The 24,993-nt window shown below is 67.0% G+C and carries 24 protein-coding genes; 11 read left to right on the top strand and 13 right to left on the bottom strand.

Annotated elements, in window-relative coordinates; genetic code table 11:
* Positions 1-14 precede the first annotated feature (14 nt).
* Positions 15-1,181, bottom strand: coding sequence for a mandelate racemase/muconate lactonizing enzyme family protein (locus ACFO6V_RS17945; protein WP_377137548.1), 1,167 nt, complete (start codon positions 1,179-1,181; stop codon positions 15-17).
* Positions 1,182-1,290: 109 nt separating this feature from the next.
* Here ACFO6V_RS17945 and ACFO6V_RS17940 point away from each other — a divergent pair, with 109 nt between their 5' ends.
* On the top strand, positions 1,291-1,992 hold the full coding sequence (locus tag ACFO6V_RS17940) for a GntR family transcriptional regulator (protein ID WP_377137546.1): 702 nt from the start codon (positions 1,291-1,293) through the stop codon (positions 1,990-1,992).
* 92 nt (positions 1,993-2,084) lie between these two features.
* On the opposite strand, the gene ACFO6V_RS17935 is transcribed toward ACFO6V_RS17940, so the two are convergent.
* Positions 2,085-2,801 (bottom strand): NADPH-dependent F420 reductase, encoded by a 717-nt coding sequence (locus ACFO6V_RS17935; RefSeq protein ID WP_377137544.1) that lies wholly within the window; start codon positions 2,799-2,801, stop codon positions 2,085-2,087.
* 120 nt (positions 2,802-2,921) lie between these two features.
* Here ACFO6V_RS17935 and ACFO6V_RS17930 point away from each other — a divergent pair, with 120 nt between their 5' ends.
* Positions 2,922-3,578 (top strand): TetR/AcrR family transcriptional regulator, encoded by a 657-nt coding sequence (locus ACFO6V_RS17930; protein ID WP_377137542.1) that lies wholly within the window; start codon positions 2,922-2,924, stop codon positions 3,576-3,578.
* On the opposite strand, the gene ACFO6V_RS17925 is transcribed toward ACFO6V_RS17930, so the two are convergent.
* Positions 3,535-4,128: a TetR/AcrR family transcriptional regulator gene (locus ACFO6V_RS17925; protein ID WP_377137540.1), complete on the bottom strand. Its 594-nt coding sequence runs from the start codon at positions 4,126-4,128 to the stop codon at positions 3,535-3,537. The genes ACFO6V_RS17930 and ACFO6V_RS17925 overlap by 44 nt on opposite strands.
* Positions 4,129-4,226: 98 nt before the next feature.
* Here ACFO6V_RS17925 and ACFO6V_RS17920 point away from each other — a divergent pair, with 98 nt between their 5' ends.
* Complete coding sequence (locus ACFO6V_RS17920; RefSeq protein WP_377137538.1) at positions 4,227-5,216, top strand: aldo/keto reductase; 990 nt, start codon at positions 4,227-4,229, stop codon at positions 5,214-5,216.
* Between the two features lie 56 nt (positions 5,217-5,272).
* Positions 5,273-5,698: an organic hydroperoxide resistance protein gene (locus tag ACFO6V_RS17915; protein ID WP_377137536.1), complete on the top strand. Its 426-nt coding sequence runs from the start codon at positions 5,273-5,275 to the stop codon at positions 5,696-5,698.
* 135 nt (positions 5,699-5,833) lie between these two features.
* On the opposite strand, the gene ACFO6V_RS17910 is transcribed toward ACFO6V_RS17915, so the two are convergent.
* Positions 5,834-6,103, bottom strand: coding sequence for a serine hydrolase (locus ACFO6V_RS17910; RefSeq protein WP_377137534.1), 270 nt, complete (start codon positions 6,101-6,103; stop codon positions 5,834-5,836).
* Positions 6,104-6,127: 24 nt separating this feature from the next.
* Here ACFO6V_RS17910 and ACFO6V_RS17905 point away from each other — a divergent pair, with 24 nt between their 5' ends.
* The 3 genes from ACFO6V_RS17905 (at position 6,128) to ACFO6V_RS17895 (ending at position 9,143) form a co-directional block, all read left to right on the top strand.
* A complete protein-coding gene (locus tag ACFO6V_RS17905; protein ID WP_377137532.1) occupies positions 6,128-6,391 on the top strand; it encodes a hypothetical protein in 264 nt (87 codons plus the stop codon).
* A 68-nt stretch (positions 6,392-6,459) separates the two neighbouring features.
* Positions 6,460-7,029, top strand: a complete 570-nt coding sequence (locus tag ACFO6V_RS17900) for an exonuclease domain-containing protein (RefSeq protein WP_377137530.1) — start codon at positions 6,460-6,462, stop codon at positions 7,027-7,029.
* A gap of 98 nt (positions 7,030-7,127) precedes the next feature.
* Positions 7,128-9,143 (top strand): SigE family RNA polymerase sigma factor, encoded by a 2,016-nt coding sequence (locus tag ACFO6V_RS17895; protein ID WP_377137528.1) that lies wholly within the window; start codon positions 7,128-7,130, stop codon positions 9,141-9,143.
* A 196-nt stretch (positions 9,144-9,339) separates the two neighbouring features.
* Here ACFO6V_RS17895 and ACFO6V_RS17890 read toward each other — a convergent pair whose 3' ends face one another.
* The 5 genes from ACFO6V_RS17890 to ACFO6V_RS17870 form a co-directional block, all read right to left on the bottom strand.
* Complete coding sequence (locus ACFO6V_RS17890) at positions 9,340-9,591, bottom strand: hypothetical protein (protein WP_377137526.1); 252 nt, start codon at positions 9,589-9,591, stop codon at positions 9,340-9,342.
* Positions 9,592-9,666: 75 nt separating this feature from the next.
* Positions 9,667-10,200, bottom strand: coding sequence for a flavoprotein (locus ACFO6V_RS17885; protein WP_377137524.1), 534 nt, complete (start codon positions 10,198-10,200; stop codon positions 9,667-9,669).
* A gap of 128 nt (positions 10,201-10,328) precedes the next feature.
* The gene (locus ACFO6V_RS17880; protein WP_377137522.1) at positions 10,329-12,293 is read right to left on the bottom strand and encodes an alpha-L-fucosidase; all 1,965 of its coding nucleotides are present in this window, start codon (positions 12,291-12,293) and stop codon (positions 10,329-10,331) included.
* A 183-nt stretch (positions 12,294-12,476) separates the two neighbouring features.
* A complete protein-coding gene (locus ACFO6V_RS17875; RefSeq protein WP_377138180.1) occupies positions 12,477-13,583 on the bottom strand; it encodes a N(5)-(carboxyethyl)ornithine synthase in 1,107 nt (368 codons plus the stop codon).
* A gap of 116 nt (positions 13,584-13,699) precedes the next feature.
* On the bottom strand, positions 13,700-14,299 hold the full coding sequence (locus ACFO6V_RS17870; protein WP_377137520.1) for a GNAT family N-acetyltransferase: 600 nt from the start codon (positions 14,297-14,299) through the stop codon (positions 13,700-13,702).
* A gap of 768 nt (positions 14,300-15,067) precedes the next feature.
* Between ACFO6V_RS17870 and ACFO6V_RS17865 the strand changes: the two genes are divergently transcribed.
* The gene (locus tag ACFO6V_RS17865) at positions 15,068-17,932 is read left to right on the top strand and encodes an NACHT domain-containing protein (RefSeq protein ID WP_377137518.1); all 2,865 of its coding nucleotides are present in this window, start codon (positions 15,068-15,070) and stop codon (positions 17,930-17,932) included.
* A gap of 416 nt (positions 17,933-18,348) precedes the next feature.
* Here ACFO6V_RS17865 and ACFO6V_RS17860 read toward each other — a convergent pair whose 3' ends face one another.
* The 3 genes from ACFO6V_RS17860 to ACFO6V_RS17850 all read right to left on the bottom strand — a co-directional run bounded on the left by ACFO6V_RS17860 (position 18,349) and on the right by ACFO6V_RS17850 (position 21,426).
* The gene (locus ACFO6V_RS17860; protein ID WP_377137516.1) at positions 18,349-19,851 is read right to left on the bottom strand and encodes an RICIN domain-containing protein; all 1,503 of its coding nucleotides are present in this window, start codon (positions 19,849-19,851) and stop codon (positions 18,349-18,351) included.
* Between the two features lie 148 nt (positions 19,852-19,999).
* Positions 20,000-20,689 (bottom strand): phosphatase PAP2 family protein, encoded by a 690-nt coding sequence (locus ACFO6V_RS17855; protein ID WP_377137514.1) that lies wholly within the window; start codon positions 20,687-20,689, stop codon positions 20,000-20,002.
* Entirely contained in the window at positions 20,689-21,426 is a 738-nt protein-coding gene (locus ACFO6V_RS17850; protein ID WP_377137512.1) for a phosphatase PAP2 family protein, read from the bottom strand. The genes ACFO6V_RS17855 and ACFO6V_RS17850 overlap by 1 nt, the downstream gene beginning before the upstream one ends.
* Positions 21,427-21,549: 123 nt before the next feature.
* Here ACFO6V_RS17850 and ACFO6V_RS17845 point away from each other — a divergent pair, with 123 nt between their 5' ends.
* Both ACFO6V_RS17845 and ACFO6V_RS17840 read left to right on the top strand, forming a co-directional pair.
* The gene (locus ACFO6V_RS17845) at positions 21,550-22,359 is read left to right on the top strand and encodes a TetR/AcrR family transcriptional regulator (protein WP_377137510.1); all 810 of its coding nucleotides are present in this window, start codon (positions 21,550-21,552) and stop codon (positions 22,357-22,359) included.
* Positions 22,356-23,159, top strand: coding sequence for a TetR/AcrR family transcriptional regulator (locus ACFO6V_RS17840; RefSeq protein WP_377137508.1), 804 nt, complete (start codon positions 22,356-22,358; stop codon positions 23,157-23,159). The genes ACFO6V_RS17845 and ACFO6V_RS17840 overlap by 4 nt, the downstream gene beginning before the upstream one ends.
* 49 nt (positions 23,160-23,208) lie before the next feature.
* Here the strand turns inward: ACFO6V_RS17840 and ACFO6V_RS17835 are convergent, their stop codons facing one another.
* Positions 23,209-24,063, bottom strand: coding sequence for a DUF6585 family protein (locus tag ACFO6V_RS17835; protein ID WP_377137506.1), 855 nt, complete (start codon positions 24,061-24,063; stop codon positions 23,209-23,211).
* Between the two features lie 208 nt (positions 24,064-24,271).
* Between ACFO6V_RS17835 and ACFO6V_RS17830 the strand changes: the two genes are divergently transcribed.
* On the top strand, positions 24,272-24,904 hold the full coding sequence (locus ACFO6V_RS17830) for a hypothetical protein (protein WP_377137504.1): 633 nt from the start codon (positions 24,272-24,274) through the stop codon (positions 24,902-24,904).
* Positions 24,905-24,993: the final 89 nt, after the last annotated feature.

Raw genomic sequence — 24,993 nt, 5'->3', positions numbered from 1 at the left:
GGGTGGCCGGCCGGTCACGCATGCAGGGCGCGGAGAACCTCGTAGAACTTCGCCTTGCCCTCGAAGCCGATGCCGGGCATCTCGGTCAGTCCGACGTAGCTGTCCTCTACGACGGCGTCGTCGGCGAAACCGCCGGTCGGCTGGAACTCGCCGGGGTAGGACTCGTTCCCGCCGAGCTTGAGCGCGGCCGCGATGTGCAGCGAGAACTGGTGGCCCCCGTGAGGGATGCAGCGGCGTGAGGACCACCCGTGCTGGGCGAGCATCTCCTGGGTGCGGAGATATTCGGTCAGGCCGTAGCTCAGAGCGGGGTCGAACTGCAGGTAGTCGCGGTCAGGGCGCATCCCGCCGTAGCGGATCAGGTTCTGAGCGTCCTGGAGGGAAAACAGGTTCTCGCCAGTCGCGATCGATCCGCGGTAGTGCTCCGCCAGAACGGCGTTCAGTCGGTAGTCGAGGGGGTCGCCCACCTCCTCGTACCAGAACAGGCCGTAAGGCTCGATCGCGCGGCCGTACTCGAGCGCCGTGGTCAGATCGAAGCGGCCGTTGACGTCGACCGCGAGACGCGACCCGTCGCCGTCGAGCACGTCGAGGACAGCCTCGATGCGCTTGAGGTCCTCCGAGAGCTCCGCGCCGCCGATCTTCATCTTGACGACGCGGTATCCCTGGTCGAGGAAACCTCGCATCTCGTCCTGCAGCTCTCGCAGGCCCTTGTCCGGGGCGTAGTAGCCACCTGCGGCGTAGACGAAGACCTTGTCATCCGGCTGGCCATCGCCGTAGCGGTCGGACAGGTACCGGTACAGGGGCTGGCCGGCGATCTTCGACGCGAGGTCGAACAAGGCCATGTCGACGACGCCGACAGCGACCGAGCGCTCCCCGTGGCCCCCGGGCTTCTCGTTGTTCATCATGATGGGCCAGGCCTTGGTGGGGTCCAGCTCGCCCGCGTCGTTGATGAGCGCGTCCGGCTCAGCTGCCGTCAGCCGCGGCAGGACACGGCGTCGAAGGATCTCGCCGGCGCTGTAGCGACCGTTGGAGTTGAAGCCGTACCCGACCACCGGCTTGCCGTCACGGATGACGTCGCTGACCAGCGCCACGATGGAGCAGTCCATGGTGCTGAAGTCGATCCAGGCGTTCCGGATCTGGGAGCTGATCGGGACCACGCCTTCGTGGACAGAAACGATCCTCATTGGGTTCCTCACTCTCGTATCTTGTATCTCACTTCTTATAAGATGTGCGGCCGATGCTAGGCTCCGTCTGGCAGGTTTGGCAAGGGTCGATGCGAGGAGGTGTTCGTCCGTGGACGGTCGCAACGTGTTCTCCAGCAAGAGCGACGTGGCGTATGCGGAACTGCGTCAACTGATCCTCAGCGGATCCCTCGAGGCCGGTGCCCGGATCGCGCAGTACGAGCTTGCCGACTCGCTCGAGATGAGCATCACGCCCATTCGTGAGGCGCTACGGCGACTGAGCGCGGAGGGCCTCATCGAGCTGGACGCGCATCGCAACGCCCGGGTGGCCTCGATGAGCGCCGCCGAGGCCCGGCACCTCCATGAGGTGCGGCTCGCCCTCGATCCCACCGCGATCGAGCTGGCGGCCGACCGGCGCACGGACCAGGATCTAGCGAGCTTGCGCGCCGCGGTCGACAAGTTGCTGCCCGTCACCAGGCGGTGGGGAGAGGAAGCGCTGACGGCACACCGTGAGTTCCACAGCCTTGTCTACCGCTCGTCCCACAACGACGTCCTGATCCGGATGCTTGACGATCTGTGGGACAAGTCGGATCGCTACCGGCGCCTCGGGATCGAGCTGCCGCCGGACGACGAGACCCGGGAGCGCGACTGGTCCGAACATCACCGGATGTTCGAGCTGATCGCTGAGCGCAAGGGCGACGAAGCCGCTGCCCTCATGCGTCAGCACATCGTCAACAGCGTGACGGCCTCGGCGATCGATGCGCTCGAGACGTTGGCCGACGTTCCTCCTGCCCGGTCCCGGGCGAAGAGGTAAGACCTTGTCTGGACCGGGGTGGTTCAGGCTGAGGTGACGGGCTCTGCCTGGCCGTACTGGTACCGCCCCTGCCGGAGGCTGGTGGACCGTCGTCAGTGCTCACGGGCGGCTACGTCCGCGCGCTCCACGGCCGCCAGGGCCTGGCGCAGGGCCACGGCTGACAGCGGTGCGGACGGCGCCTGCATCATCCGCTCGGCGGGTGTCGTGGGGTCGGCCAGGTAGAGCCTCGTGTAGCCCGCGGACTCCGGTTCGAAGCGCCAGCTGTCGGCTAGTTGCCCGGCGTCCACGGTGTCGAAGCCCAGCTGGTCGATGAGCGTTGTAGCCGTGGACTTGGCCGCGTCGTCGTCCCCGGCCAGCGGCAGGGCGGTGCGGTCCGTCGCCCCGGACGGGCGGGCCAGCTCGGGGATGTGGTGCGCCAGGATGTTGTTGAATGCCTTGACCATGCGACCGGTCGTGAAATGTCCCTGGACGAGTTCGCTCGTCGTCAGCTCGCCTGCGTCCAGGGCTGTGATGCGCCCGTCACGAGACGGGTAGTAGTTGCTTGTGTCGAGCACGATCTTGCCTGCGAGCAGCTCGGCGGGGACGGCACGGAGCGCCTGCAGGGGGATCGAGAGCAGGACGGCGTCGCCAGCGCGAGCGGCCTGTTCGGTAGTGCCTGCGCTGGCACCGGGGCCGAGCTCGGCGACGAGGTCGGCGAGGCTCTCCGGGCCGCGAGAATTCGCGATGACGACGTCGATACCGGCTGCCGACGCCAGACGGGCGACCGCCGTGCCGATGTTCCCGCTGCCGATGATGCCCAACGTCGTCATGATCCGCTCTCCGTCCGATGAGGTGCGGGCGATGCGCCCGCCAAGCCGGAGACACTCTCCGGTTGTCTCTCTGGACCGTACGGAGATAGTCTCCGTTTTGTCAATCGGAGGAGATGCATCATGGGCGGAGCGGGCGAAACGCGTCGAGCGCGCTCGGACAAGCAGCGCAACCGGACCCATATCCTCGAGGTCGCCGAGGAGTACTTCACCGAGCAGGGCGTCTCCGGATCCATGGACGCCATCGCCAGGCGCGCGGGCGTCGGGCCCGGCACGCTCTATCGGCACTTCCCCAACCGGGAGGCGCTGCTGGCGGCGCTCCTGCGGGCCCGCGACGAGGAACTGGTGTCCCGCCGCACAGCGATCGAGCGCGATGTTGCCGATCCTGTCACCGCCCTCGAGCAGTGGTTGGAGGCGCTGGGCGAGTACGTCACGGCGTTCGACGGTCTCCCGGAGCCGCTGCGTGCCGCACTGTCCGAGGACACTTCTCCGCTGGTGATCGCCTGCGAGGGTTTCATCACGGTCACTGACCACTTCCTGGTCGCGGCCCAGCGTGCCGGAGGCGCGCACCACTGGATCCGTGCGCGCGACCTCTTCCTCAGCGTCCTCTCCACGGCGTGGGCCCGGAGCGCGGTCCTGGCCGACGAGACCTCGGCCGACGCCCTGCGTGCCATCGTGCGCTCGGGGTGGGCGACCGCAGGGAACGGCGCCGGCAGGACCGGCGATGGCGTCAGTGCTACTCGCTTGCCGCCGACGGGAAGAGGCGCTGCACCGCTGTAACTGCGGTGTTCCGACGCTCCTGCAGGAAGGCGGCGCGGCTCTCTGGGTCTTCGGGCAGGAGTTCGGGTTGGCCGGCCCAGGTCCAGGCGATCTGGTTGAGGAGGGCCAGGACGTCGACTGGGTCCCAGGCACGGTCGAGGAGGCCGGACTGCTGCGCGTCGCGGAGCTGTTCGACCTTCGCGGCGTTGGCTGCGCGGACGGCGTCGTCCGGAGGGGTGCTCTCGGTGTCGAGCTCGAGCTGACCCCACACCATGAGCCGGTAGCACTCGGGGTGGGCGGCGAGGTAGTCGTGCATGCGCCCCACATAGCCGGGCAGATCGGCCGGGTCCAACCGGGTCGCCTCGGCTGCGGCTGCCAGCTGCCCTGCGGCCACTATCCGGTATAGCTCCTCCTTGCTCCGGAAGTGGGCGTACACGCGCTCCTTGCTGGTCCGCGCGGCCTTCGCGAGGCGGTCGATGCGGGCGCCGGCGATCCCGTACCGGGCGAATTCGGCCGTGGCCGCGGTGAGGATGCGGTCCTTGGTGGATTCGGGGCTGGTCGGGGTGGCCATCCGACAAGCATAGTTGACCAAACTGTTTGGTTTGACTTTCGGGGGGCCTGTCCCTAGATTCAAACCAAACAGTTTGGTTTGAGTCTAGGGAGCGCACCATGCAGCACCGCACACTCGGCACCCAGGGCCTGAAGGTCTCGGCCATCGGCTACGGGGCGATGGGCCTGACCATCGGCTACGGCCCGGGCGACGAGACCGAAGGCATCGCCACCATCCGCCGCGCCCACGAGCTCGGCGTCGACTTCTTCGACACCGCCGAGATCTACGGCATGGGCACCGGCTCCAACGAGCGGCTCCTCGGCCAGGCCGTCAAGGACTTCCGCGACGACGTCGTCATCGCCACCAAGTTCGGATTCGACTTCAGCAACCCACAGCCGGGCTTCGGCTTCCCCACGGACAGCCGCCCCGAGACGATCCACAAGGCCGCCGACACCAGCCTGCGCGACCTCGGGGTCGACCAGATCGACGTGTTCTACCAGCACCGCGTCGACCCCGACGTCCCGATCGAGGACGTGGCCGGGGCGGTCAAGGAACTGATCGAGGCCGGAAAGGTCAAGTACTTCGGGCTCAGCGAGGCCGGGCCCGAGACGATCCGGAAGGCGCACGCTGTCCAGCCCGTCTCGGTCCTCCAGACCGAGTACTCCCTGTTCGAGCGCGACGTCGAACAGATCTTCCCGCTCCTGGAGGAGCTGGGCATCGGCTTTGTCGCGTACTCGCCGCTCGGTCGCGGCTTCATCACGGGCGCAGCCAAGCCGGCCAGCGAGTACGACGAGTCCGACATGCGCAGGACCGACCCGCGCTGGCAGCCCGGCAACTTCGAGCAGAACGTCGCGGCCGTCGAACAGCTCGGCGAGCTCGCCTCCGCCAAGGGCGCCACCCTCGCCCAGCTGGCCCTGGCCTGGCTGCTCCACCAGCGCGACTATGTCGTCCCGATCCCCGGTTCGCGCAGCCGGAAGCGGGTCGAGGACAACATCGCGGGTGCAGACCTGGTCCTCACCGAATCCGACCTGGCCGCTATCGACCGAATCCTGCCGGAGGGCGCCTTTGGAGCCCGTTATGCCGACGGGCAGGTGCCCGCCTGGGTCTGAGACCCGGGTCCTTGATCTGTCCACCCTGTGCAACTGACGTCTGAGAGGACATTCCCATGAGTGATGTGCTGTACACGGCCGAAGCGCTGTCGACCGGATTAGGCCGGGACGGCCAGGTGCGCAGTGTCGATGGCTTGATCGACCTCAAGCTCGCAGTACCGGAGGCGCTGGGCGGGCCGGGCGGGGCCGCCAACCTGGAGGTGCTCTTCGCGTCCGGCTACGCGGCGTGCTTCCACTCGGCCCTCCTGGGTGTGGCGCGGAAGCGGAAGGCCTCGGTCACCGACACGTCCGTTGGTTCGCGCGTCAATCTCCTCCCCGACGGCCAGGGTGGATACATGCTGTCCGTAGAGCTTGAGGTGAACCTGCCCGGCATGGCCCACGAGCAGGCGCAGGCCCTGGCTGATGAAGCACACGGAGTGTGCCCCTATTCGAACGCGACGCGCGGAAACATCGACGTCACCATCACCGTCGTCGACGACTGATCCGGCAACCGATAGGTCCCCGTATCCAGTGAAGTGAAGTGGAGTGAGACGTCCGTCCTGGCCCTAGCCAGGACGGGCATCTCCCATACCTCCTGCAGAGCGCTCACGACCCGCGGACGGCGCCACGGCTACACCTCAGAGCGCAGCCCGCAGTGCGGTGCACAGCGCTTCGGCGCGCCCGTCCTGCGGGTCGTTGCTCGGCTGCGCCGTGTGATAGGCGAAGGAGAGACGGCGCGCGGGGTCGGCGAACGCGAGCTGGCCGCCCATGCCGTCGTGGCCGAATCCGCCGGGGCCAGCCATGGGACGCGCCGCCGAGTCGATCATGAAGCCGGTGCCCCACCGAGCGCGGGGATCCGGGCCGATGAATGGCCTGCCCGCCGACTGCACGCGTGTCGCGTCCCGCACCGTTGCGTCGAGCTGGAGATCTCGATGATCGCGGAGGCGGTCGAGCCGGACCACCCGGCCCACGACTGGGCCCAGCAGCGCCTGGACAGCCTCACCGAGGAGCTCAAGACCGAGCTGGTCAAGGAGCGCGACCGCGGACGCCTTCGGGACGGACTCGACATCGACAGCACGGCGCAACAGATCGCTGCCATGGTCCGCGGCCTGCAGCTGCACTGGCTCTACCGCAGAAGGCTGCCGACAGATCGGTTCCTGAGCGACTTCATCGACCTGATCCGAGCAGACGGCTGAAGACGAAGGACCGCAGCGATCACGCGTGTCGCTCGTCTCGGCTGGTGCTTCCTCCTACGATGCCCGGCATGCCCCACGCCGCTCTCCCTGGCCTGTCGTTCACTGCGATCGACTTCGAGACCGCCAACCCGAAGCGGGCCTCGGTCTGTGCCGTCGGGGTCGTCAAGGTGCGGGACGGCGTCGTCGTGGACGCGCTGGAGACCCTGGTCCAGCCGCCGCCCGGCCATGAGTCGTTCGGTCATTTCAACGTGGCGGTCCACGGGATCACCGCATGGGACGTGATGGGCGCGCCCACCTGGGACGTCGTCTACCCGAAGGTCGCGGAGTTCGCCGGCGGGGACGCGCTCGTCGCGCACAACGCGTCCTTCGACCGCTCGGTGCTGACCCAGGCTAGCGAGGCGCACGGGATCTCGGTGCCGCGGTCGCAGTGGCTGTGCACGCGCGACACGGCGCGGTCCGTGCTGGACCTCCCGTCCTACAAGCTGCCCGACGTCTCGCGGGCGCTGAACATCGCCGCGCACTCCCACCACGACGCCGGAGCGGACGCGCGGCAGTGCGCGCTGGTGCTCGTGGAGCTGTGCCGACGGCTCGGCCCGAACTGGATGACTCAGCTGGGGCAGCACCTCAGGACGTGGTGAGACGGCGCGTCGGGTAGCCGACCGTGGGCCAAGGCCCACGCAACCTTTGGCCCACACTCCCCGTAGTGGATGGCATGAGGCAGGAGAGCGGGGCCACCATGAGCGACTCCGGGACGAGCATGCCGCCGGACGGCGGCGGGGCGCACGACGTGCGGGTCGAGGTGTCGCGCAACCGCGACGCGGAGTTCACCGCCTTCGTCCGGGACTCCGGCGCGTACCTCCAGCGCACCGCGTACCTGCTGTGCGGGGACCGGCACCGCGCCGAGGAACTGGTCCAGTCGACGTTCGAACGGGTCTACCGCACCTGGGCCAAGGTACGGCCGGGGACACAGCGGGCCTACGCCCGCCAGATCCTGGTCAACCTGCGGATCGACGGCTGGCGGCACGGCCGACGGGAGTCCTTCCCGGGCGACGACAAGCTTCCCCTAGGCGCCGCGCCGGACCATGTAGGTCACCTGGCACTGCGGGACGAGCTGTTCCGGGGTCTGGCCCAGCTCCCGAACCGGGAGCGCACGGTCGTCGTGCTGCGACACCTGCTGGACCTGCCCGAGGCGGACGTCGCTCGCGAGCTCGGCATCGCCGTCGGCACCGTGAAGGCGGCGAACTCGCGAGGGCTCGCCCGGCTGCGCGACGTGCTCAGGGCGGGCGCGGAGGCCATCGAGACGCCAGGGCTTGACGAGAGCGCCGTGCTCGACCGGAGCCGCTCCGCGCTGCGCCGGCGCCGGACCGGGCAGGCGGTGGGCGCCGCCTGCGCGACTCTGCTGCTGGCACTTGGCATCCTGACCCGCGGCCCGGTGGAGCTGCCCTGGGTCGGGCCTGTGGTGCTGCCGGGTGGTCAGCTCATCACGGTCCTGTTCGACGCAGGCCCCACCGACGGACTGGGACCCGACCGCGGGGCGGGAAACACGCCGCTGGACTGCCCCGGACAGCTACCCGGGCCGACGCCGACCCGTGCCGCCGAGCCCGGCGACGACGTCGGCCCGCTCGATGACCCAGTCATGGTCGCCGCAGCCGACGCCCGCCCACTGGCCTGCCACGACGTCAACATCGAGGCGGTGACGGGCGGTTCCCTCGCCGGTGTGGGACCGCCGGTCACGGCCGACGGGGAACCGCTGCCCGAGCCCCGAGGGATCGCATACACGGGCAAGATCTGGCACTTCAGCTACGCGGAGCTCCTCGACGACGACGACGAGACCGACGACGCCCACATCCAGACGAGCACCTGGGCGGGCGACGGGTCGAGCTCCGCGAGCAGCCTGACGCACTACGAGGGCCGGAGAACTTTCCCGAACGGGCTCGCCGTCACCGGGGACCGTGTGGTCTGGAGCGAGTACGCGGCGGCAGGCCTGGCACCCCACATGAGCTTCCTCCGCACGCTGAACGTCTCCGGCGACGAGGTCACCACCCTGATCGATCCTCTGGCCAGCACCGAGGAACGCCTGTGGCTGCTCGCCACCACCCGGGACCGTGCCCTGTGGACGGTCGGAGTCGCTCGCGACAACACCCGCCTGTTCGCCATCACGCACGACGGCGACGGCACCCCGACGCAGCTCGCGGCCCGAGTCACGGCGCTCGCGGCGGACGACGACGAGGCGGTCGCCGCCGTCCGGACTCGTCGCGGAATCCCGACCAGCACGACATCGATCAGGCTGTTCGACGACCTGGCCGGCGGCGACGTCACCGGCACCGAGCTCTTCGAGATCGAGCACGACTCGTCGGTCGAGGTCACCCAGCTAGCCGTCTCGGACGAGGTCGTCGCGTGGACGGTCGTGCCCGTCGGCGGCGGATCCGGTGCCCTCTACGTCCTCGACCGGGTCGGTGACGGGGACAGCGTCGTACAGCTCCCTGGTGGCATCGTCGCCGACCTCCGCGCTTCGGGGAGCCTGGTCTCGTGGACCAGCACCGACCTCACTGTCGAGGAACCGACGGTCGCGTCCTACCTGTACCGCGCGACGGCGTCGGCCTCCGGATATGACGGTCCTGACCTCGCGCGCTTCCCGGGCGGATCGGTGAGGGCGAGCCTGGCCGGTGACCGCACCGCCTGGCTCGAGAGCGCCGGACCGCGCCAGTGGCTCGTGGAGGGCGCGATCGTCCCGGTCCTGGAGCGTGGTTGAGCCGGCCTCGCCCTTGGAGCCTTCGCCCATGGAACCGGAGCCCGAGCCCCAGCTCGGATCCGGTTCCAGCCCGATCCGGGCCCAGCCCCGGATCGGGTCCCGACCCGAGCCGTGACCCAGGCCTCTACCCTGAGCCGAGCCTACGTCGGAAGCCCGGCTCTCGGCCCGTCCGGAGCAGGTGAACTGCGGGTGAGAGTCAGGAGACGCGCAGCGTGGGGCCGTCGACGTCCACCGGCCCGTGCGCGACCGGATGTTCGATCTGCAGGTTCACGGTGCTGCGCGACGTCGGCAGCACAGCGAGCTGGGCTTCGTCGCCGCTGGTGTCGATGGCGCGCACGTGCAGGTGCCCGTCCTTGAGCTTGAGCGCGAACTGGTGGGCCCCGGAGACGAAGCGCACCTCGCTGTCGTCGGTGATCACGGTGGGGCCTGAGGGCAAGGTCTTCGGCATGCGTACAGCATGCCTCGCGTGGCGAGGTGCGCTCGCCGACGCCCACCGTGTGACACGTGTGGCCGGGGGTTCGGCCTACGCGTTCGCGGGCGGGAGCGCGTCGAGGATCTCCGCCCACGGAAAGTCGTCCGCTGCGTCGTCGCCCGACTCGTGCGGCTCGCTCGGGCCGATCACGACGTGCACGCCCCACTCCTTGAGGGTGGCCAGGCTTCCCTGGTAGGTCGGGTGGTTGGCGAACCTGGCGTTGACGTAGGGCCCGACGATGATGGGGACGTTGCGGCCCACCTGTTCGGCCAGGCGCGTCAGGACGTAGGTGTCGGCGATGCCCAGTGCCCACTTCGTGACCGTGTTGTAGGTGGCCGGGGCCACGATCACGGCGTCCGGGTCCGGGAGGGAGTACCCGACCGCGGTGTGGAAGTCGGTCCGCACCGGTCGGCCCAGGACCGCGGCGATCTGCGCCACCGCCTCGGTGAAGCTGCGCGCCGCCTGGTCGGTGGCGAGGACGTGCACGTCCCAGCCCTGTTCGAGAGCCGGCGGCAGAAGCCGTGTCGGCACGTGCCGGATCGCGCCGGCACCGGCCACGACGACGTACAGCACAGGTGAGCTCACGGTCCCGAGGCTACTGGTGGCGGTGGGTATCGATGTGGACGGCGAAACCGTGTGCCCGCCACACTGCACAGGTGAACGCTCCGAGCATCGGCACGTCGTCGACAGGCCCAACTGCGGCCAGGGCATTGCTACGAGTTCGGGGTCACGTCGACGAGCGTCCAGCGCAGATAGGGGTCCGGCAGGGCCGGTGCGAGGAGCTTGACGGCCGCGCCCCCGCCGTCGTCCGCGCTGGGCGTACCCAGGGTGAGCATGTTGAACCGGTTGGTCACCACATAGTCGCTCGACTCGGTGCGGGTGAGGGCCCAGTACTGCTGGAAGGCGCGTTCCTCGGCGGCCGTGCCGACGTCCGCCCCTGACGCGCGCTCCGTCCCGACGAGGGTGAGCACCTTCCGCGTCTCGAGGTTCATGACGCACCAGTAGCTGTCCTCCGCCTTACGCAGGATCCAGTGCTGCGCCGGCGAGGCCTCGGAGGCGGCCTGGGCGACGCCGTCGGGCGTGGCCGTGAGCGACAGCCCCGATCCGATGTTGTCGAACCGGACCCGACGTCCGACCAGGGGATGGCGCCGTCGGACCGGCTTGCGCTTGCGCCCGCCGATCTTGACGCCGTTGACGTTCGAGTAGCCGCCGGCGCCGGCCAGTGCGTCGAACTTCACGTAGGCGACGTCGCGCGGGGTCCATTCCAGGGTCTTGGGCCGCGGGTTCGCGCCCCATGCGGCGACGGCGACCTCCTCGTAGTGGACGCCGTCCGTCGACACCGACACGCGTGCCTGGGTGATGTCGCCGTCGGTGGTGTTGGTGCGACGCCACTGCTTGGGGAGGTACTGGAAGGTGCTGACATTGCTCCACGTGCCGCCCAGGTCCAGGATCAGCGAGGCAGGCAGGGCGAGATCGCCCGTCCCGGGCCAGGTGGACCAGCAGGTCTCGAAGTCCCGATCCCCGCGCCCGTCGATGGCGTGGTACGGCGGTTCCGGAGCCCGATAGGCCGTCGCGTGAGCGGCGACCGGGACGACGGGCCACTCCACCTTCACGGACTGTTCCGGCAGGGATGGCCGGCTCTCGTCGGGCGCCCAGACGCTGCCGACCTCGGCCAGTCGGTTCACGATGTTGTCGTCGAGCCGCCCGTCGCGGTTGGGCGGGCAGTTCAGCAGGAACGAGGTGTACTTCGGCTCGAGGTCGGCGAGGTGCTCTGTGATGTCCTCGACGGACATGACCGGCGACGTCGGCGTGCTGGGGTGCCAGAACCAGCCGTTGCTGATGGTCTGGCCCTGGAGGCCGGCGTCGGTGTTGCCGGCGGGCGCCCGGATCCCGAGCGGCTCCTCCCAGAAGATCATGTCGCCCAGCCATGGCTGGGTCACGGCGCAGATGTCGGTGAGCAGGCAGTCGGGCTGGAGCTCCTTGACCAGCTCGTGGATCCGCCGGTAGTCGACCTGCTGCATGCCCATCTGCCAGGTGTAGCCGTCGGTCATCAGGACGTCGATCGGGCCGTAGCTGGTGAGCAGCTCGGTGATCTGGCCGAGGATCACGTCCATGTCGGCGGGTTCGATGGACTTGGTCTGGTCCGAGACGTGTCCGCCGAAGGACTGGATCGGCTCGGTGCGGTCCCAGATCGAGAAGTAGAACCCGACACGCAGCCCTTCGGCGCGGAACGCGTCCACGTACTGCTGCACGACGTCGTTCTGGTAACCGCTGTGCATGACGTTCTGGGTGCCGTAGGCGGTCGGCCACAGGGAGAATCCGTCGTGGTGCTTCGTGGTCAGGACGCCGTACTCCATGCCGGCGGCCTTGGCTGCAGCGGCCCACTGCGCGCAGTCCACGCTCGGGGGCGCGAACACGGTGGGGGACTGGTTGGGCGCCGCCCACTCCTCGTCGGTGTAGGTGCCCAGGCTGTAGTGGATGAACATGCCGAAGCGCATGTCGACGAAGCGGGAGAGCAACTGCTGCATGTTGTCGCCCGGTTGGTGGGCGGCCACGGCCGATGACGCACCGGACGCGGGCGCTGGGGCCAGGTGCGGCAGCGCCGCCGCACCTGTAGCGGCGGCGCTGGCCGTGGCGATGAACTGGCGGCGAGACAGCGGGGCGGCGGACGACGACATTGTGACCCTCCCGAGGGATGCGACCGTGGTGTGCTCCACATCGTTGTAACTCGGGCGCCACTGTGTCAAGCAATACGTCCTACCTTTGGTCAGATGACCAGCTGTCTAGGGCTACGCTGCCGCCACTGGAGGCGCGCGGTTCGGCAGATTGATCTGATGTTCGGCCTGTTGCGGCCTCGTCGGCTAAGCGGCCCGAGGGTGCGGGTAGGCCGGCTTGCGATCCTGGAAGCTCAGGATGCTCGGGTTCTGGATCACGCCGTCGTGGATCTCGATCGCGCGGGAGATGGTGAGGTCCTTCGCCCACGAGGCCGGTCCTTCCATGACCGTGCGCAGGAACGGCAGGGTCGCCTCACTGATCTCCCAGGTGGCTGAGTTCCAGAGGTACGAAGGGCTGTGGTCGACGGCGTAGTACTCCACGTCTCGGCCGACCTTGAACATCGGCTCGTCGAACGTGGTGGGCCTCGCCCAGTCGAAGCCCATGCCCTCGTCGCACGAGACGTCGATGATGAGCCCGCCTGAGGTGAAGCGCTCCAGGTCCTCGGTCCGCAGGTAGGTCAACGGTGCGGCGACGTCTTGGAGCGTGCAGTTGACGACGATGTCGTGCGACGCCAGGAACTCAGGGAGTACGACGTTGCCGTCCTTCGTGAGGACCTCGCTCAGGTGGGTCGGGCCCTCGTCCGTGTTGAGCTGGGTGATGTGGGCGGTGTGGATCGGGGACCCGACCGCCGCGACACCGCGCTGCGTGAGGACCTGGATGTCGTGGATCCCGTGCGCCTTGAGCGCGGTGACGGCGCCTCGTGCCGTGGCGCCGAAACCGATGACGACCGCGCTGAGCCGCGGCCCGTAGTCGCCGGTCGAGCCGACGAGGCTCAACGCGTGCAGCACGGAGCAGTAGCCGGCGAGCTCGTTGTTCTTGTGGAACACGTGCAGGCTGAAGTCGCCCCCGCGGGTCCAGTGGTTCATCGCCTCGAAGGCGATCAGCGTGAGCCGGCTGTCGATCGCCGTCTGCGTCATCTCGGCGTCCTGCACGCAGTGCGGCCAACCCCAGAGAACTCGGCCCTCGGGGATCGCTTCGACGTCTGCCGCTTGCGGCTTGGGCAGCAGCAGGACGTCGGCGGACTCCAGCACCTCGGAGCGTTCCGCGACCCTGCCCACGCGCGACTCGAGGTAGCCGGGTTCCAGCCGGAAGTCGGCGCCGTAGCCACGCTCGACGATCATCCGGGCGCGCAGGTCCGGGTCGATCCGGTCGAGATGATGGGGGTGTATCGGCAGGCGCCGCTCGTTCTCCATCGAGGAGTTCGCGAGCAGGCCGAGGGTGAGCAGGTCGCCGCTCGGTGACTGGCTGCTCGACGACGTGGTCGGGACAGCGGAGGAGGGCTGGGTGGCGTCGGAAATCGTGATTCCCATCATTGGGGAACCGAGGTCAGTTCCTTCCTTGACTGTACGCCGGTCTCTTGCGAGCCATGACCAATAGCATCGTTCGGGTCATGGATTGGTCTTCTGGCAGGCGGGAGGTGGGATTGCCGACGGAAACACCGTGTGGGGGTGGCCGGTTTACGGCCTCCCACCTGGACTACCGGCCACCTGTGGTGCCCGTCGCCGCTGCGGGCCGTACGCCGAACCGCTGCTCCGCCGTAGGCCTCGAGACGCTCCACCTCGGTGAACCTCAGCTTCATGGCGAGGCGCACCGAGGGCTTGTTGTCGGTCTGGGTGGCGAGCACAGCCGCCTCGCCGGGAACTGCATCGGCGAACCAGTAGAGTGCGGCCGCGCACGCCTCGGCGGCGTACCCCTTTCCCCACGCCTCCGGCAGGAACAAGAAGCCGAGCTCGACCTTCCCGACCGCCGGAAGGATCTCGTATCCCGCGTCGCGCCGTTCGAGCTGGACGATGCCGATCGCGGCTCCGTCGAGATCGACCACGGAGCCGCCCGCGCGTTGCCTGGGCACTTCGGGGATCGCCCGCTCAAGCTCGTCACGCGGCCGTGGGCCGCCGATATAGGCGCACACCTCCGGCGAGGCGTTCAGCTCGATGACTGCCGCACGGTCTCGGGGTTAGGGCGCGCGCAGCACGGGTCGTTCGGCACTGATCGGGGCCGGTGGCCATGCGACGGGTCCCAGGTCTCCGGGCACGCTACCGGTTGTGTCTCTTGTCTGACGGCGACCGTCACTGTCCGGCTTTCAAACCCTCTCACTGCCTGATGTCGGACATCTCGTGGACCGACGGGCTGCGACGCTGTCTTCGACGTGGTTCCTTGGTCTCTCCCGGACCTAACTTCAGTGGAAGAGCCATCGATCCAGCAGGGCGAGGGATCACAACGGACCCGGTGGCCCCGTGACTACGTGTGCGGCGGCGCCACGACTCTGTTCGCCGGCTGGTGACGCGTTCGTGATGGGCGAGACGTTCTGCTCCGGTGCTGTCGTTCTTGCCGGGCGCCCCAAGGGTGAATATGCACCGCCGCGGTTGGCATCCTGACCGACCTCGCACCAGTGAGATCACCCGTCTGGTGCGCTCACAGCATCGGGCTCAAGTTCATCGGTGCCTGAAGGCTACGGCGTCAAGTCTGCGTTCCGGGCTGGCCGAAGCAGCGGGTCATGTCCTGGCATGGACATGACCACGACGACCTGACGAAGTCCGCAAGCAGCTATAGCGTCCGTCTCCATGCGAGGTGCTGGCATCGTCGGGGTGAACTTCGCATCGGACCCCGCAAGGGTCGGTCCGCAGCATCTATTGTGCCAACGAGCACGCACAGGCAAGCCCAACTGACCGGAGACGGTATGGAACTGCCGATCAAGTTCGAATCCGCTGTCAGGCTTCTGGCGGAGCAAGATAAGTCGCTTGCTGACCGCTTGTGGCGCTGGGCGCGCATTATCGCGACATCAGTCGAGGACCCAGCGGTCGCCCTAGTCTCAGCAGCAAAAGAACTGGGCGAGCTCAAGCGAGATGTCTTGAGCCTTGCCAGATCTGCCCTGGGGTCGAAGACTTCGAGTGGCGATGATCGTCCGCCTCGGCGAGACGTTCTGCTGGCGACACATTCCCTAATCGTACTTTCCTCGTTTTTCGAAACGCTGGACGAGCGGCTCACCCGCCCTATCCCGATTCTAAAGCTGAGCGAGCGTGAAAAGTTAACAATCGCCACCGAATCTTCCCCCAGTCGGGGTACTTTAAAATCTCTCATAGAAGCCCGGATACCCTACCCGGACCCGAGTACATCGATGGACCTCTTGGCTGATAACTGCGAGCAGTATTTCGTCAAGCTTGGGGAAATGGTGCTCCGATTCTTCAGCGGGCTGGAAGCGTGGAATCAGTTGTCTCGAGGGGCCAGGGAGGAATTAGTTCGCGAACTATCCGTCTACATACCGCAGCGCGCGCGCGATCGGTACGAACATAATTTCGCTAGGTTGTGCTCCTTGGCCCCAGAATATCTAATCTGGACTCAGTTTCGGCAACACTCGATGCTTCTGAGGCAGATCGCAGCACTCGACGAGAGTCTTCAAATTGAACAGTTGACAGAATCCCTCCAACGAGTAGAAGCGGGAATGGCGGCGACGCAGCGAACACTTCAGATACTGCAGAACGGTAGCGGCGCAGGTCGCTCGGTCAACATCGAACGCTTGAACGAAATCAATCGAATAGCTGCGAATGGGCCTCTCGTGCCGGTACGTGATACATCCGGCCTTCCGGTCGCCTCGCCATCGCTTAAAGACGCGTACCAGTCACCGATGTTCCGGGTCGATCAACATACAAGCGATGCGCGCGAGTCTGACGACTCTTGGTGGAACGAGCGCCAACTCAGAGACGATTTTGACACATTTATTACCGGATATCTCTGTCATCCTTTGAGTACTCGAGCGCCGCTGCTCGTGCTGGGTCGGCCGGGCTCGGGAAAATCTGCCTGGACAAGGGTGTGCGCCGCGACCGTCGGTGAGGGTGGCATGGTCGGCATCCGAATCGCCCTGCGTGACGTCTCGCCTGAACTAACGATCCAGCAATTGATTGAGTTTCAGCTCCGGGAAGATCTTGGACGAGCGACGAACTGGGCCGACTTCCTTGAAAGTGCGCAGGAATCGATCCCGGTCGTTCTGTTCGATGGGCTTGATGAGTACCTCCTCGTTACGGGCAGCGACGAGGTTGACTTTCTAACTAGAATTCAAGATTTTCAGGTCAAATGGGAGTCGATCGGCCACCCGATCATTGCTGTAGTTACCAGCCGGACGGTCGTCGCTGCACGGTCCCGCGTGCCCGGGGGAACTTTCGTCCTCCGATTAGAGTCCTTTGACGAGAAACGGATTGTCCGCTGGGTTGAGGCTTGGAACGTCTACAACACCGACTCCTACTTGGAAGCTGGGCGCGATCCGTTGTCGAGCGCCGCAATTCTCCGTCAGTCCACGCTTGCTCGCGAGCCGATCCTCTTGCTTATGATGGCTCTCCTGGACGCTCACGGTCCGGCGCTTGACGCGGGAGATCGCCCGCTGGCTCGATCCGAACTCTACGAGCGTCTGCTGGGTAGTTTCCTTCGACGCGAAGCTGAACGTTCCGAGCAACGAGTTAGCAGCAGGATAGAAATTGCGGTCGAAGAGCGATTCACGCAGCTCGGAGTCGCGAGTCTCGGGATGTCCGCTCGCGGTCGTCAAGGGCTATTTCATGAAGAATTGGCAGCAGATCTGGAGCGTTCGTGCATGATGGTCTCGGATAGCTATTCGCAGGTGAGCGGCGATGTGGACGCGGCAACCCGCCTCGTAGAGGCTTTCTTTTTCATTCACGAGTCGCGCGCCCACCTGCCAAGCTCTGGGTCGACGAGTCAGGTGGTTGGTCGCTATTACGAGTTCGTCCACCCGACTTTTTCGGAATATCTCTTAGCACGGCTTGTTCTCAAACAACTTTCAGTAGTTCCGATTGGTATTTCCGACGCGGAAAGCTTGGAACGTCTCGAAATGATCTTCGGGGCATCGTGCTTCTCTGCTCAGCCGGAGGTGCTAAATTTTTGCTCGGAGATTGCGGAGACTGGTGCAACTTGGGTCGATATTCCCTTCGCACTGGAGCGGGCGAAACCCATCCTTGAGGAGACGGCCGCGGTAACTTCAGCGGCAGGCAATCCGGCATTGCCTCGAAGCGGTCAGACGTTGCAACATATAGCGGTCCTAAGTGCCAACCTGGTAGGCGTGACGGTAGAACTCACCGGAAGAGTCGAGTTTGATACTTTGGTTTCGAAAGCGTCTGCTGACATTTGGCAGCGTATGGCACACCTCTGGGCGGCGATGTTGCCGTCGGCTGACTGGTTCGCATTCGCTTCACGGTACGACGTTGTGACCGAGCAAGGCGTGATCTCAATTCGCCGTCGAGAGGTAGCTTTGCCGATTTCTCGGCCGCTAGAAGCCGAACTTGCAGGTGCCTCAATCTTGCTAAATCAGAACCATGTTCGACTCCTCGAGTTCGTCATGGATCTGGACAGCAGTCCCGCACGAGACATCTCTACGGCAATATTGTCTGATTATACCGACGACAGAGCCGTTGCGCAATTCATCGTGAGGCTGGCCGGTACAGAGCCGCAGAATATCGAAACCCTGAATCGTGAACTGCCCAGGTTGAAGAATGCCGCTGTGCGTACGGGGCTTCTCGGGCGCATGCTTCGCTTCTTCTAATTTTGACAAGGGTCCTTAATCCGACCCGCGAAATGAAGTTCTTGCGAGGCATATAGTAGTGTGCGCCCCTTAACGCCTGGCCATTTACGGCGTGCTCGCCCATTGAGTTGATCGGCTGGTTAGAGGATCCGCAAAGGTCAGATCGGTGACGGTGCCAGGTCAGAGAACTCTCTGACCTCGTCTCCCTCAGCCTAAGTCGGCGACAGAAATCGGACCCGTTGGAATCCTCGGCATGCGACGTTCGAGTGAAGCCCGAAGTGGGCGAGGGGAACGTGGCTACGGTGGTTGTGGCTGACTTAATCGATCTTCCTAGGGCGCCCGGACGTGCAGCAGCAATCGAGTCCCACTGCTCAAGAATGGCCCTTGGCGGGCGAGGCTATGGCCTCGCCCGCCGCCGGCACAGCGTCAGGTAGGCATCACGAGGTAGTGATCGTCCAGACCTGGTGGGTGCTGCCGGTGTTGCAGGTGATCTGCTTCAGGCGGGCGCTGTTGGCAGTGGACGCCCCCGGGACCTCGATGCACTTGCCCGAGTTCCGGTTCTTGAACTGGTGGTCGCTGCCCACGCTGATGCGCTCCCACTGCTGGTTGGCGCCCGCGTTGCAGGTGTACTGCGTGATGCCGGCGCCGTCGGCGGTGGACGCCCCGGGAACCTCGATGCACTTGCCCGAGTGCTGGGCGACGAGGTTGTAGTAGCCGTTGCCAAGGTCGTTCAGTGCGATGCGCTGGTTCGTCCCGGTGCCGCAGGTGTACTGGGCGACCTCGGCCCCGTTCGCCATCGAGACGGCGACGACGTCCATGCACTTGCCGGAGTGCTTGGCGGCGATCGTGCCGACGCGGGACCCGGAGCCGGTGCCCCCGCTGGGGTTCACGTTGTCGCCCATGGCATACCGGTACTGGTTGGCGCCCGAGTAGTTGCGGATCGTCATGTCGAGCGCCGTGCCGCTGCCGCTCTTGATGTACATGGAGTACCAGTCGTAGCCGATGTTGCCCTGCTTGCCGCCGGCGGCCGGCCAGTACGTGCCACCCATGGAGTTGTCGCGCATGACCTGCGCGACCGCCCGCAGGTACCGGACCATGTTGTGCGTGCTGCCGCTGTCGTTGTAGTTCAGGCCGCTGTTCATCGCGGAGCCGAACTCGGTCACGACGGCGCGCGACGCGCAGTTCCCCAGGCGGGTCGTGATGTGCGACCGCCAGGCGTCGTAGGTCATCGCGCCGTACATGAAGGTGTACGTGTGAAACGACAGCAGGGTGTTGTTGAAGCGTGAGTCGTTGCAGACGTCGCGCAGGTCCTGGCTGAAGCCGGTGCCGCCGATCAGGACCCGGCCGTGGGGTGCGTTGCTGTGCGAGCTGAGCCAGGCGGCGGCCGTGTTGCGCCAATCGGACGACGAGTAGCCGTGCGGCTCGTTCATCGGCTCGAAGTAGACGAGGCTGTTCGAGGCATACTGCGACAGGACCGTGTTCCACATGGAGTTCCAGGCGGCGGTGTTGGTGACCCTGCCGCCGGAGGCGGCGCCGTCCTCCCAGTACGCGAGGATGACCTTCCAGCCGCGGGCAGTGGCCGCGTCGATCGTGCCGCGGTAGGCACCCCACCAGGCGGTGCCGACCGTGTGGGTGTTGACGGGCAGGCGGACGGTGTTGACGCCGAGCGTCGACCCCATGTCGTCGTAGAGCGCGTTGGCCTTGGCCCTGACGGTGTCATAGCTGTCCGACGACGAGAGCCCGTCGAGCACCAACGGGCTCGTCGAGAAGTTGTCGCCGGCGACCGCCCAGTTCATGCCGCGGAACTGGGAGGTGGCCGCAGCCGCGGGAGCGCTGCTCGCGACGGCGGTGAACGGCAGGAGGGTCAGGGCCAGCAGGGCGGCTGCCAGGCGGGCCCGAGGTCGTCTGGTGCGTGGGGAGGTTCTGCGGAGTGTCGTCACGGTTCAACCCATCTCGCGCTTCATTGCGCGTGTTCGTCGGTGAACTAGCAGAGGGCTTCGATGCTGATCGTTTGCACGCCAGCATCGCCGTAAGGGTTCCACCCGAACAGTAGGTGGTCAAGAGTGGGCTGTAAACGATCAGAAACGATCACGCACGGGGTGCTCGCCGTAGCCAGTACCACCCGATGACGACGCACACGAGACCGTTGAGCACCCCGATGACGACGTCGCTCGGATAGTGCATCCCCCGGTACAGCCGGGAGTAGACGACGAGCAGCGGCAGCACGAACAGCACGACGGTCACGATCACACGCAGCCACGTGCGCTCGATCCGCTGGGCCATCAGCGCCAGCGACAGGTAGAGCGCTACCGAGGCGCCGGAGTGGCCGCTCGGGAAGCTCGAGGTCGGTGGCGCATGGTCGAGCTGCTCGACGTCGGGGCGTTCGGCGCTCACGACGAGCGCTCCCAGCATGAAGACCGCGGCCTGGACGGCGACCGCGATCGCCGGGACCGCCGCGTACCACCACTGCCCGGTACGCCACCAGACGACGCCGGACACGACGAGGCAGATCCCGATGATCGTCTCGGTGGTCCCCATCACGCCCCACACCTCCGTGAGGGTGTTGAGGGTCGCCGTGCGCTGCTCGACGAACCACTCGTTGACCGCGTTCTCTCGCTCCTTGAGTCCCACCAGCGGGCCGGTGAGCAGGAGTCCGAGCCCGACGACGACCACCCACCACACCGCTGCCGGTATCCCGACACGCAGGCCGAGGTCGCGCCGCGCCTCCCGCCCGCTGGGCGCCGAGGTGTCGTCCGCCCACCGCTCGAGGTCGACCATCAGGACTCCTTACCGGGCTCGGAGCGCGGTGGCGACCAGTGCCGGTAGGCGAGGTACGACGCCAGCACGAAACCGGTCCCGAAGAGGATGCCGGCCACTACGTCGGACGGGTAGTGGACGCCGAGCATGACCCGGTCGATCGCCGTGGCGACGGTGAGCACTGCGGCCCCCGCTATTGCCGTGACCCGCAGGGCACGCGACCGGAGCGACGGCCACAAGAGGACCACCAGCGCCGTCGTCATGGCCGCCGTGTTTGCGGCGTGTCCCGACGGGAACGAGTAGCCGGCCGCGCTCTCTACCGGCTGGTCCAGCACGGGCCGCGCGCGTCGCACGATCTCCTTCAGCAGGTTGGACAGCCCCCAGGCGATGAGGATCGTCGAGATGGCCCACCAGGTGCGCGTGACGTTGCCGGTGCGCCACCAGTAGGCGAGGCAGATCGCGGCGACGGGCACGAGCAGGTGGATTGCGAGGAAGGCCCACTGCCAGAGGATGAGCGCCCGGAGCAGCTCGGGGTGCTGCGCGGCGATCGCTACGCCCTCGGTCACGGCGCGCTCGTCGAACTGGACGAGAGGTGGCCACTGCTCGCGTATGAGAAGGGCGATGGCGATGAGGGCGACGCCGGTCGTGATGCCGGTCAGTGCGGCGCGGAGGAGGCGGCGGGCGCGGCCTGCGGGTGCTCGTGGTGGCGTGGCGGTCTGCGGGTCGCGGCCGGGACTTCGGTGCAAAACGGGCCTCATGTAGACACGCTGCCACAGAGCGCTGCCACTGGCCCATCGCGACGCGTGCTGCCCAGGGGACACAGGGGACCATGGGAGACTGGATCCCGCACCGTCGACCCCATCGGAGACCGCGTACGACCCGTGAGCAGCACCGCAGAGAGTCTGACCCAGCGTGAGCGCCACCGCCAGGAGGTGCTGAGCGGCGCGATCGCCGCGGCGCGGCGCCTGCTCGCGGAGGGCGGGCTCGAGAGCGTGACGATGCTGGCGGTCAGCCGGGCAGTCGGGATCACCGGTCCCGCCCTCTACCGGTACTTTCCGAGCCGTTCCGACCTGCTGCGAGTGACCTACCGGCACGTGCTCGACGAGCTGGTCGCACGAGTGCGCGAGGCGGCGGCCCGCCAGCCGGCCGGTGACCGCGCTGCGGAGCTGCACGCGATGACGTACGCGATGTTCGCGTGGTGCGTGGCGAACCCCAGCGAGTTCGACCTGCTGCTCGGAGCCGGCCTGCGGCTCGCCGAGGAAGGTGCACCGGTCGGTGGAGAGGTCGGCGGCGGTACGTTCAACGAGGTGGCCGCCCTCATGTTCCCGCCGGTCGCCGCGCAGTGGGCCGACGGCGCGGTCCAGTTCGACAAGTCCGTTCCCCTGGGGCTCGAGGCAGACCTGGCCGCCCGCCGTGACCGTCTGCTCGCGGTGTTCCCGGATGCTCCGCGGGACGTGCCGCTGGGGCTGGTCGCTGCGGTCCGCGTCGCGTGGCAGCGCACCTTCGGCCTGCTGTGCATGGCGGTGTATCACCACATCACCGGACCCGACGAACCGGTCAGGCGTGACTACATCACCGCCCTGCTCGACGACCTGATCGCCCGAAATCTCTTGCTCTTCGGCATGGAGCCCAGCCCTGGTGTCGTCCTGGAGCCCGCCTTCGCCGACATGGCCGAAGGAGAGCCGACATGAACGCGTCGGAGACCACGAGTCGTCGCGAACGACTGCGCCGCGAGCTGCTGACGGAGGCCCTGACCTCGTCGCGACGCCTGCTGGACGAGCACGGCCCGGACGGTGTCACGATGCAGGCTGTCGCGAAAGATATCGGGATCGCTGCCCCCGGGCTGTACCGCTACTTCGACGGTCGCCCGGGCCTGTTGCACGCCACGCACCAGCACGTCGTCGACGAGCTCCTGGCCTTTGTGGACGAGGCCAGGGTGCGGCAGGCTCCGGACGATCCTGGCGCGCAGTGTCACGCCGTCATCGACGCACTGTTCCGCTGGTGCCTCGCGCACCGCAACGAGTACGACCTGCTGATGTCAGGGCGGCTGCGCATCTCCAGCCCGGGTGAGGCTCCGTCCGACGAGGTCCGCGACGCGCCCCTGATGGCCCTCGACCGTGTGGGCGCAGTGTTCGCACCGATGGCCGTGGCGTGGTGGCTGGCAGGTTGCCGGGTGATCCCCGACGAGGAGATCCTGCCGGCCCTCTTGCCTCATCTGCGGGCGGCACGGGACATGATGCGCGCGATCCCGGGTTTCCCTCTGGACGTCCCGCTCGGGCTGCTGCACGCGATGAACCTGTGCTCGGCGCGACTCTGGGGCGTGCTCACGCTGACCGTCTATGGCCATGTGGGCGACGTCGACGGTCCGGGGACCGCAGCGCACGTAGAAGCGCTCGTGCACGATCTCGTCATCGACGTCCTTGCCATCTTCGGCCAGGAGGTCTCTGCCGGCGTCGTGCTGATGCGGGACGCCGTCGTCCGCCAGCCGTGATCCGCGGCCCGACGGCGATCGCCGTCGGGCCGCGGGCCTGGGCGAGCGACTACCCCAGGGACGCCGCGCCGAGGCGGTCGGCCACGGCCACGAGCACGAGGAAGTTCGGGACGTCGTTGGCCAGCACGGACGACCGGAAGAGCTTGCCCTGCCGCTTCACCTGCAGGTACCCGTTGTCGATCCGCAGGCTCGTGATCTCGGACCAGGGGGTCGGCTTCTTCCCGAGGACGAGGCCGTCCGGCGTCGCCGTCGCGGGCCCGAATTCGACCGACCGGCCGGCAGCGAGGTCGGCGAGGACGCGAGGCGCGTTGGCGCGTGTGATCCCGTCCTCGAGCGCTGGGCCCCAGACGTCGATCTGCTCGAACTCCGCGGCGCGGGTGATATTGCCGAGGTCGACGCCGTCGCTGTTGGCGATCATCGTGCTGAAGGCGACCGTCTGCCCCATGACCACCGGAGGTGTCGTCGCGTTCAGCAGCCCGTACGACCACCTGGCCTCGGCGTCTGACTCCCACGAGGCCCTGACGCCGACCCGGACCAGCCGGGTCTCGTCCCAGCGGTAGGGCAGCACGCGACCCTTCGCGCCGAGGATGACCACGCCCTCGTCGAAGATGTGCATCGCCTGGTCGCCCTTGGTCTCGTTGGCCTTGATCGTCATACCTGCGACGGCGCCGCCGATCAGCACGACGAACAGGACGACGAAGCCGATCCCGATGATCGACGCGAGCAAGCCTGTGGCGGCGAGCATCCAGAGGACGAGGCCGAAGAGGATGAGCGGCGGGATCAGCATGACGGCGGGGCTCCGCGTCGGCTTGTTTCCTGCTGCCGTGAACTCCGCGCGGCGCTTGCCCAGCCGCAGCTCTTGGGCGGCCTCGTCGATCGAGCGGTAGGTAATGGGGCTGGGCATGGCAGGTGTCTCCTCGGGCAGGGTCGGCGTGTGCTCGAACGCTAGCGGAGTCGCAGGCAACTTTCAAAGACGCCCTAATCATGCGAGGGGGTGTAACGGATCCGCGCGAAGTGGCCGCCGCGCGTTGCCGCAGGTGACTTGTCAGCGTGGGTTACACCCTCTAACGTTTCGCGCGGTGTCACACGGAACGCCACACGGAAGGAAGTCGTTGAACGAGCAGTTCCCGGGCAAGCAGTCATCCGGGCAGGGCGAGCAGCTGAGTCCTGCCCGGCAGACCCTCGGGTGCGTGGTCGCCCTGCTGATCGTGGTGGGGGTCCCCGCCGCGGGTATCTACGCGTTCGTCCAGTGGACGAGCCGACCACTGCACCAGGTGGCGGAGAACGTCGACGACTACGACACCCTCTGCAACGGCCGCGAGATTCCCGGAGCGCCCGCGTACACGCCCGGCTCGGGGCCACACCCCATCGTCGTGTTCGAGAGCGTCCGAGAGGGCGACGAATACCTGTCGAAGGTGTCGATTCACGCGGGGGAGCAGGGCGATCCGTTCAACCCGGCTGATCCTGGCGACGTGGAGCTGGTCGCATGCGCGGAGCGTACTGACGCCGGTGAGGAGGTCGCCGCCTGCGAGTTCACGAGCGAGTCAGTCGGGATGCGGAGCGCGACCACGGAGATCAAGGTGTACGAGGCGCGTACCGGCAAGCAGGTCGGAGAGCCGGTCGAGGTGGTCGGCGAGGACACCAGCTGCCCGGGCATGGTCACCTTCAAGGGATCACTGAGTCTGTACTCCACCCCGTCGGAGAGCCAGTACCTCGGGGTGCTCGGGTCTGTTGTGAATGGCTGACCGAGTGATGGTCAGGGGGGTGGCCCCGTGGGGCCGGCGCTCCCGATGCTTTGGGGAGTCCAGGGCGCCAGGATGCGGACCTCGATGGA

The sequence above is a fragment of the Promicromonospora alba genome (assembly GCF_042654905.1).
Taxonomy (GTDB): domain Bacteria; phylum Actinomycetota; class Actinomycetes; order Actinomycetales; family Cellulomonadaceae; genus Promicromonospora; species Promicromonospora alba.
Note: the sequence above shows the minus strand (reverse complement) of the source record. Positions and strands in the feature narration are given on the sequence as shown.

Coding starts and splice junctions, on each gene's coding strand:
- ACFO6V_RS17945 (WP_377137548.1), bottom strand. CDS start 1,181: ATGAGGATCGTTTCTGTCCACGAAGGCGTGGTCCCGATCAGCTCCCAG.
- ACFO6V_RS17915 (WP_377137536.1), top strand. CDS start 5,273: ATGAGTGATGTGCTGTACACGGCCGAAGCGCTGTCGACCGGATTAGGC.
- ACFO6V_RS17900 (WP_377137530.1), top strand. CDS start 6,460: ATGCCCCACGCCGCTCTCCCTGGCCTGTCGTTCACTGCGATCGACTTC.
- ACFO6V_RS17875 (WP_377138180.1), bottom strand. CDS start 13,583: ATGGAGAACGAGCGGCGCCTGCCGATACACCCCCATCATCTCGACCGG.
- ACFO6V_RS17935 (WP_377137544.1), bottom strand. CDS start 2,801: ATGACGACGTTGGGCATCATCGGCAGCGGGAACATCGGCACGGCGGTC.
- ACFO6V_RS17840 (WP_377137508.1), top strand. CDS start 22,356: ATGAACGCGTCGGAGACCACGAGTCGTCGCGAACGACTGCGCCGCGAG.
- ACFO6V_RS17835 (WP_377137506.1), bottom strand. CDS start 24,063: ATGCCCAGCCCCATTACCTACCGCTCGATCGACGAGGCCGCCCAAGAG.
- ACFO6V_RS17880 (WP_377137522.1), bottom strand. CDS start 12,293: ATGTCGTCGTCCGCCGCCCCGCTGTCTCGCCGCCAGTTCATCGCCACG.
- ACFO6V_RS17865 (WP_377137518.1), top strand. CDS start 15,068: ATGGAACTGCCGATCAAGTTCGAATCCGCTGTCAGGCTTCTGGCGGAG.
- ACFO6V_RS17890 (WP_377137526.1), bottom strand. CDS start 9,591: ATGCCGAAGACCTTGCCCTCAGGCCCCACCGTGATCACCGACGACAGC.
- ACFO6V_RS17895 (WP_377137528.1), top strand. CDS start 7,128: ATGAGCGACTCCGGGACGAGCATGCCGCCGGACGGCGGCGGGGCGCAC.
- ACFO6V_RS17850 (WP_377137512.1), bottom strand. CDS start 21,426: ATGAGGCCCGTTTTGCACCGAAGTCCCGGCCGCGACCCGCAGACCGCC.
- ACFO6V_RS17920 (WP_377137538.1), top strand. CDS start 4,227: ATGCAGCACCGCACACTCGGCACCCAGGGCCTGAAGGTCTCGGCCATC.
- ACFO6V_RS17925 (WP_377137540.1), bottom strand. CDS start 4,128: ATGGCCACCCCGACCAGCCCCGAATCCACCAAGGACCGCATCCTCACC.
- ACFO6V_RS17930 (WP_377137542.1), top strand. CDS start 2,922: ATGGGCGGAGCGGGCGAAACGCGTCGAGCGCGCTCGGACAAGCAGCGC.
- ACFO6V_RS17905 (WP_377137532.1), top strand. CDS start 6,128: ATGATCGCGGAGGCGGTCGAGCCGGACCACCCGGCCCACGACTGGGCC.
- ACFO6V_RS17855 (WP_377137514.1), bottom strand. CDS start 20,689: ATGGTCGACCTCGAGCGGTGGGCGGACGACACCTCGGCGCCCAGCGGG.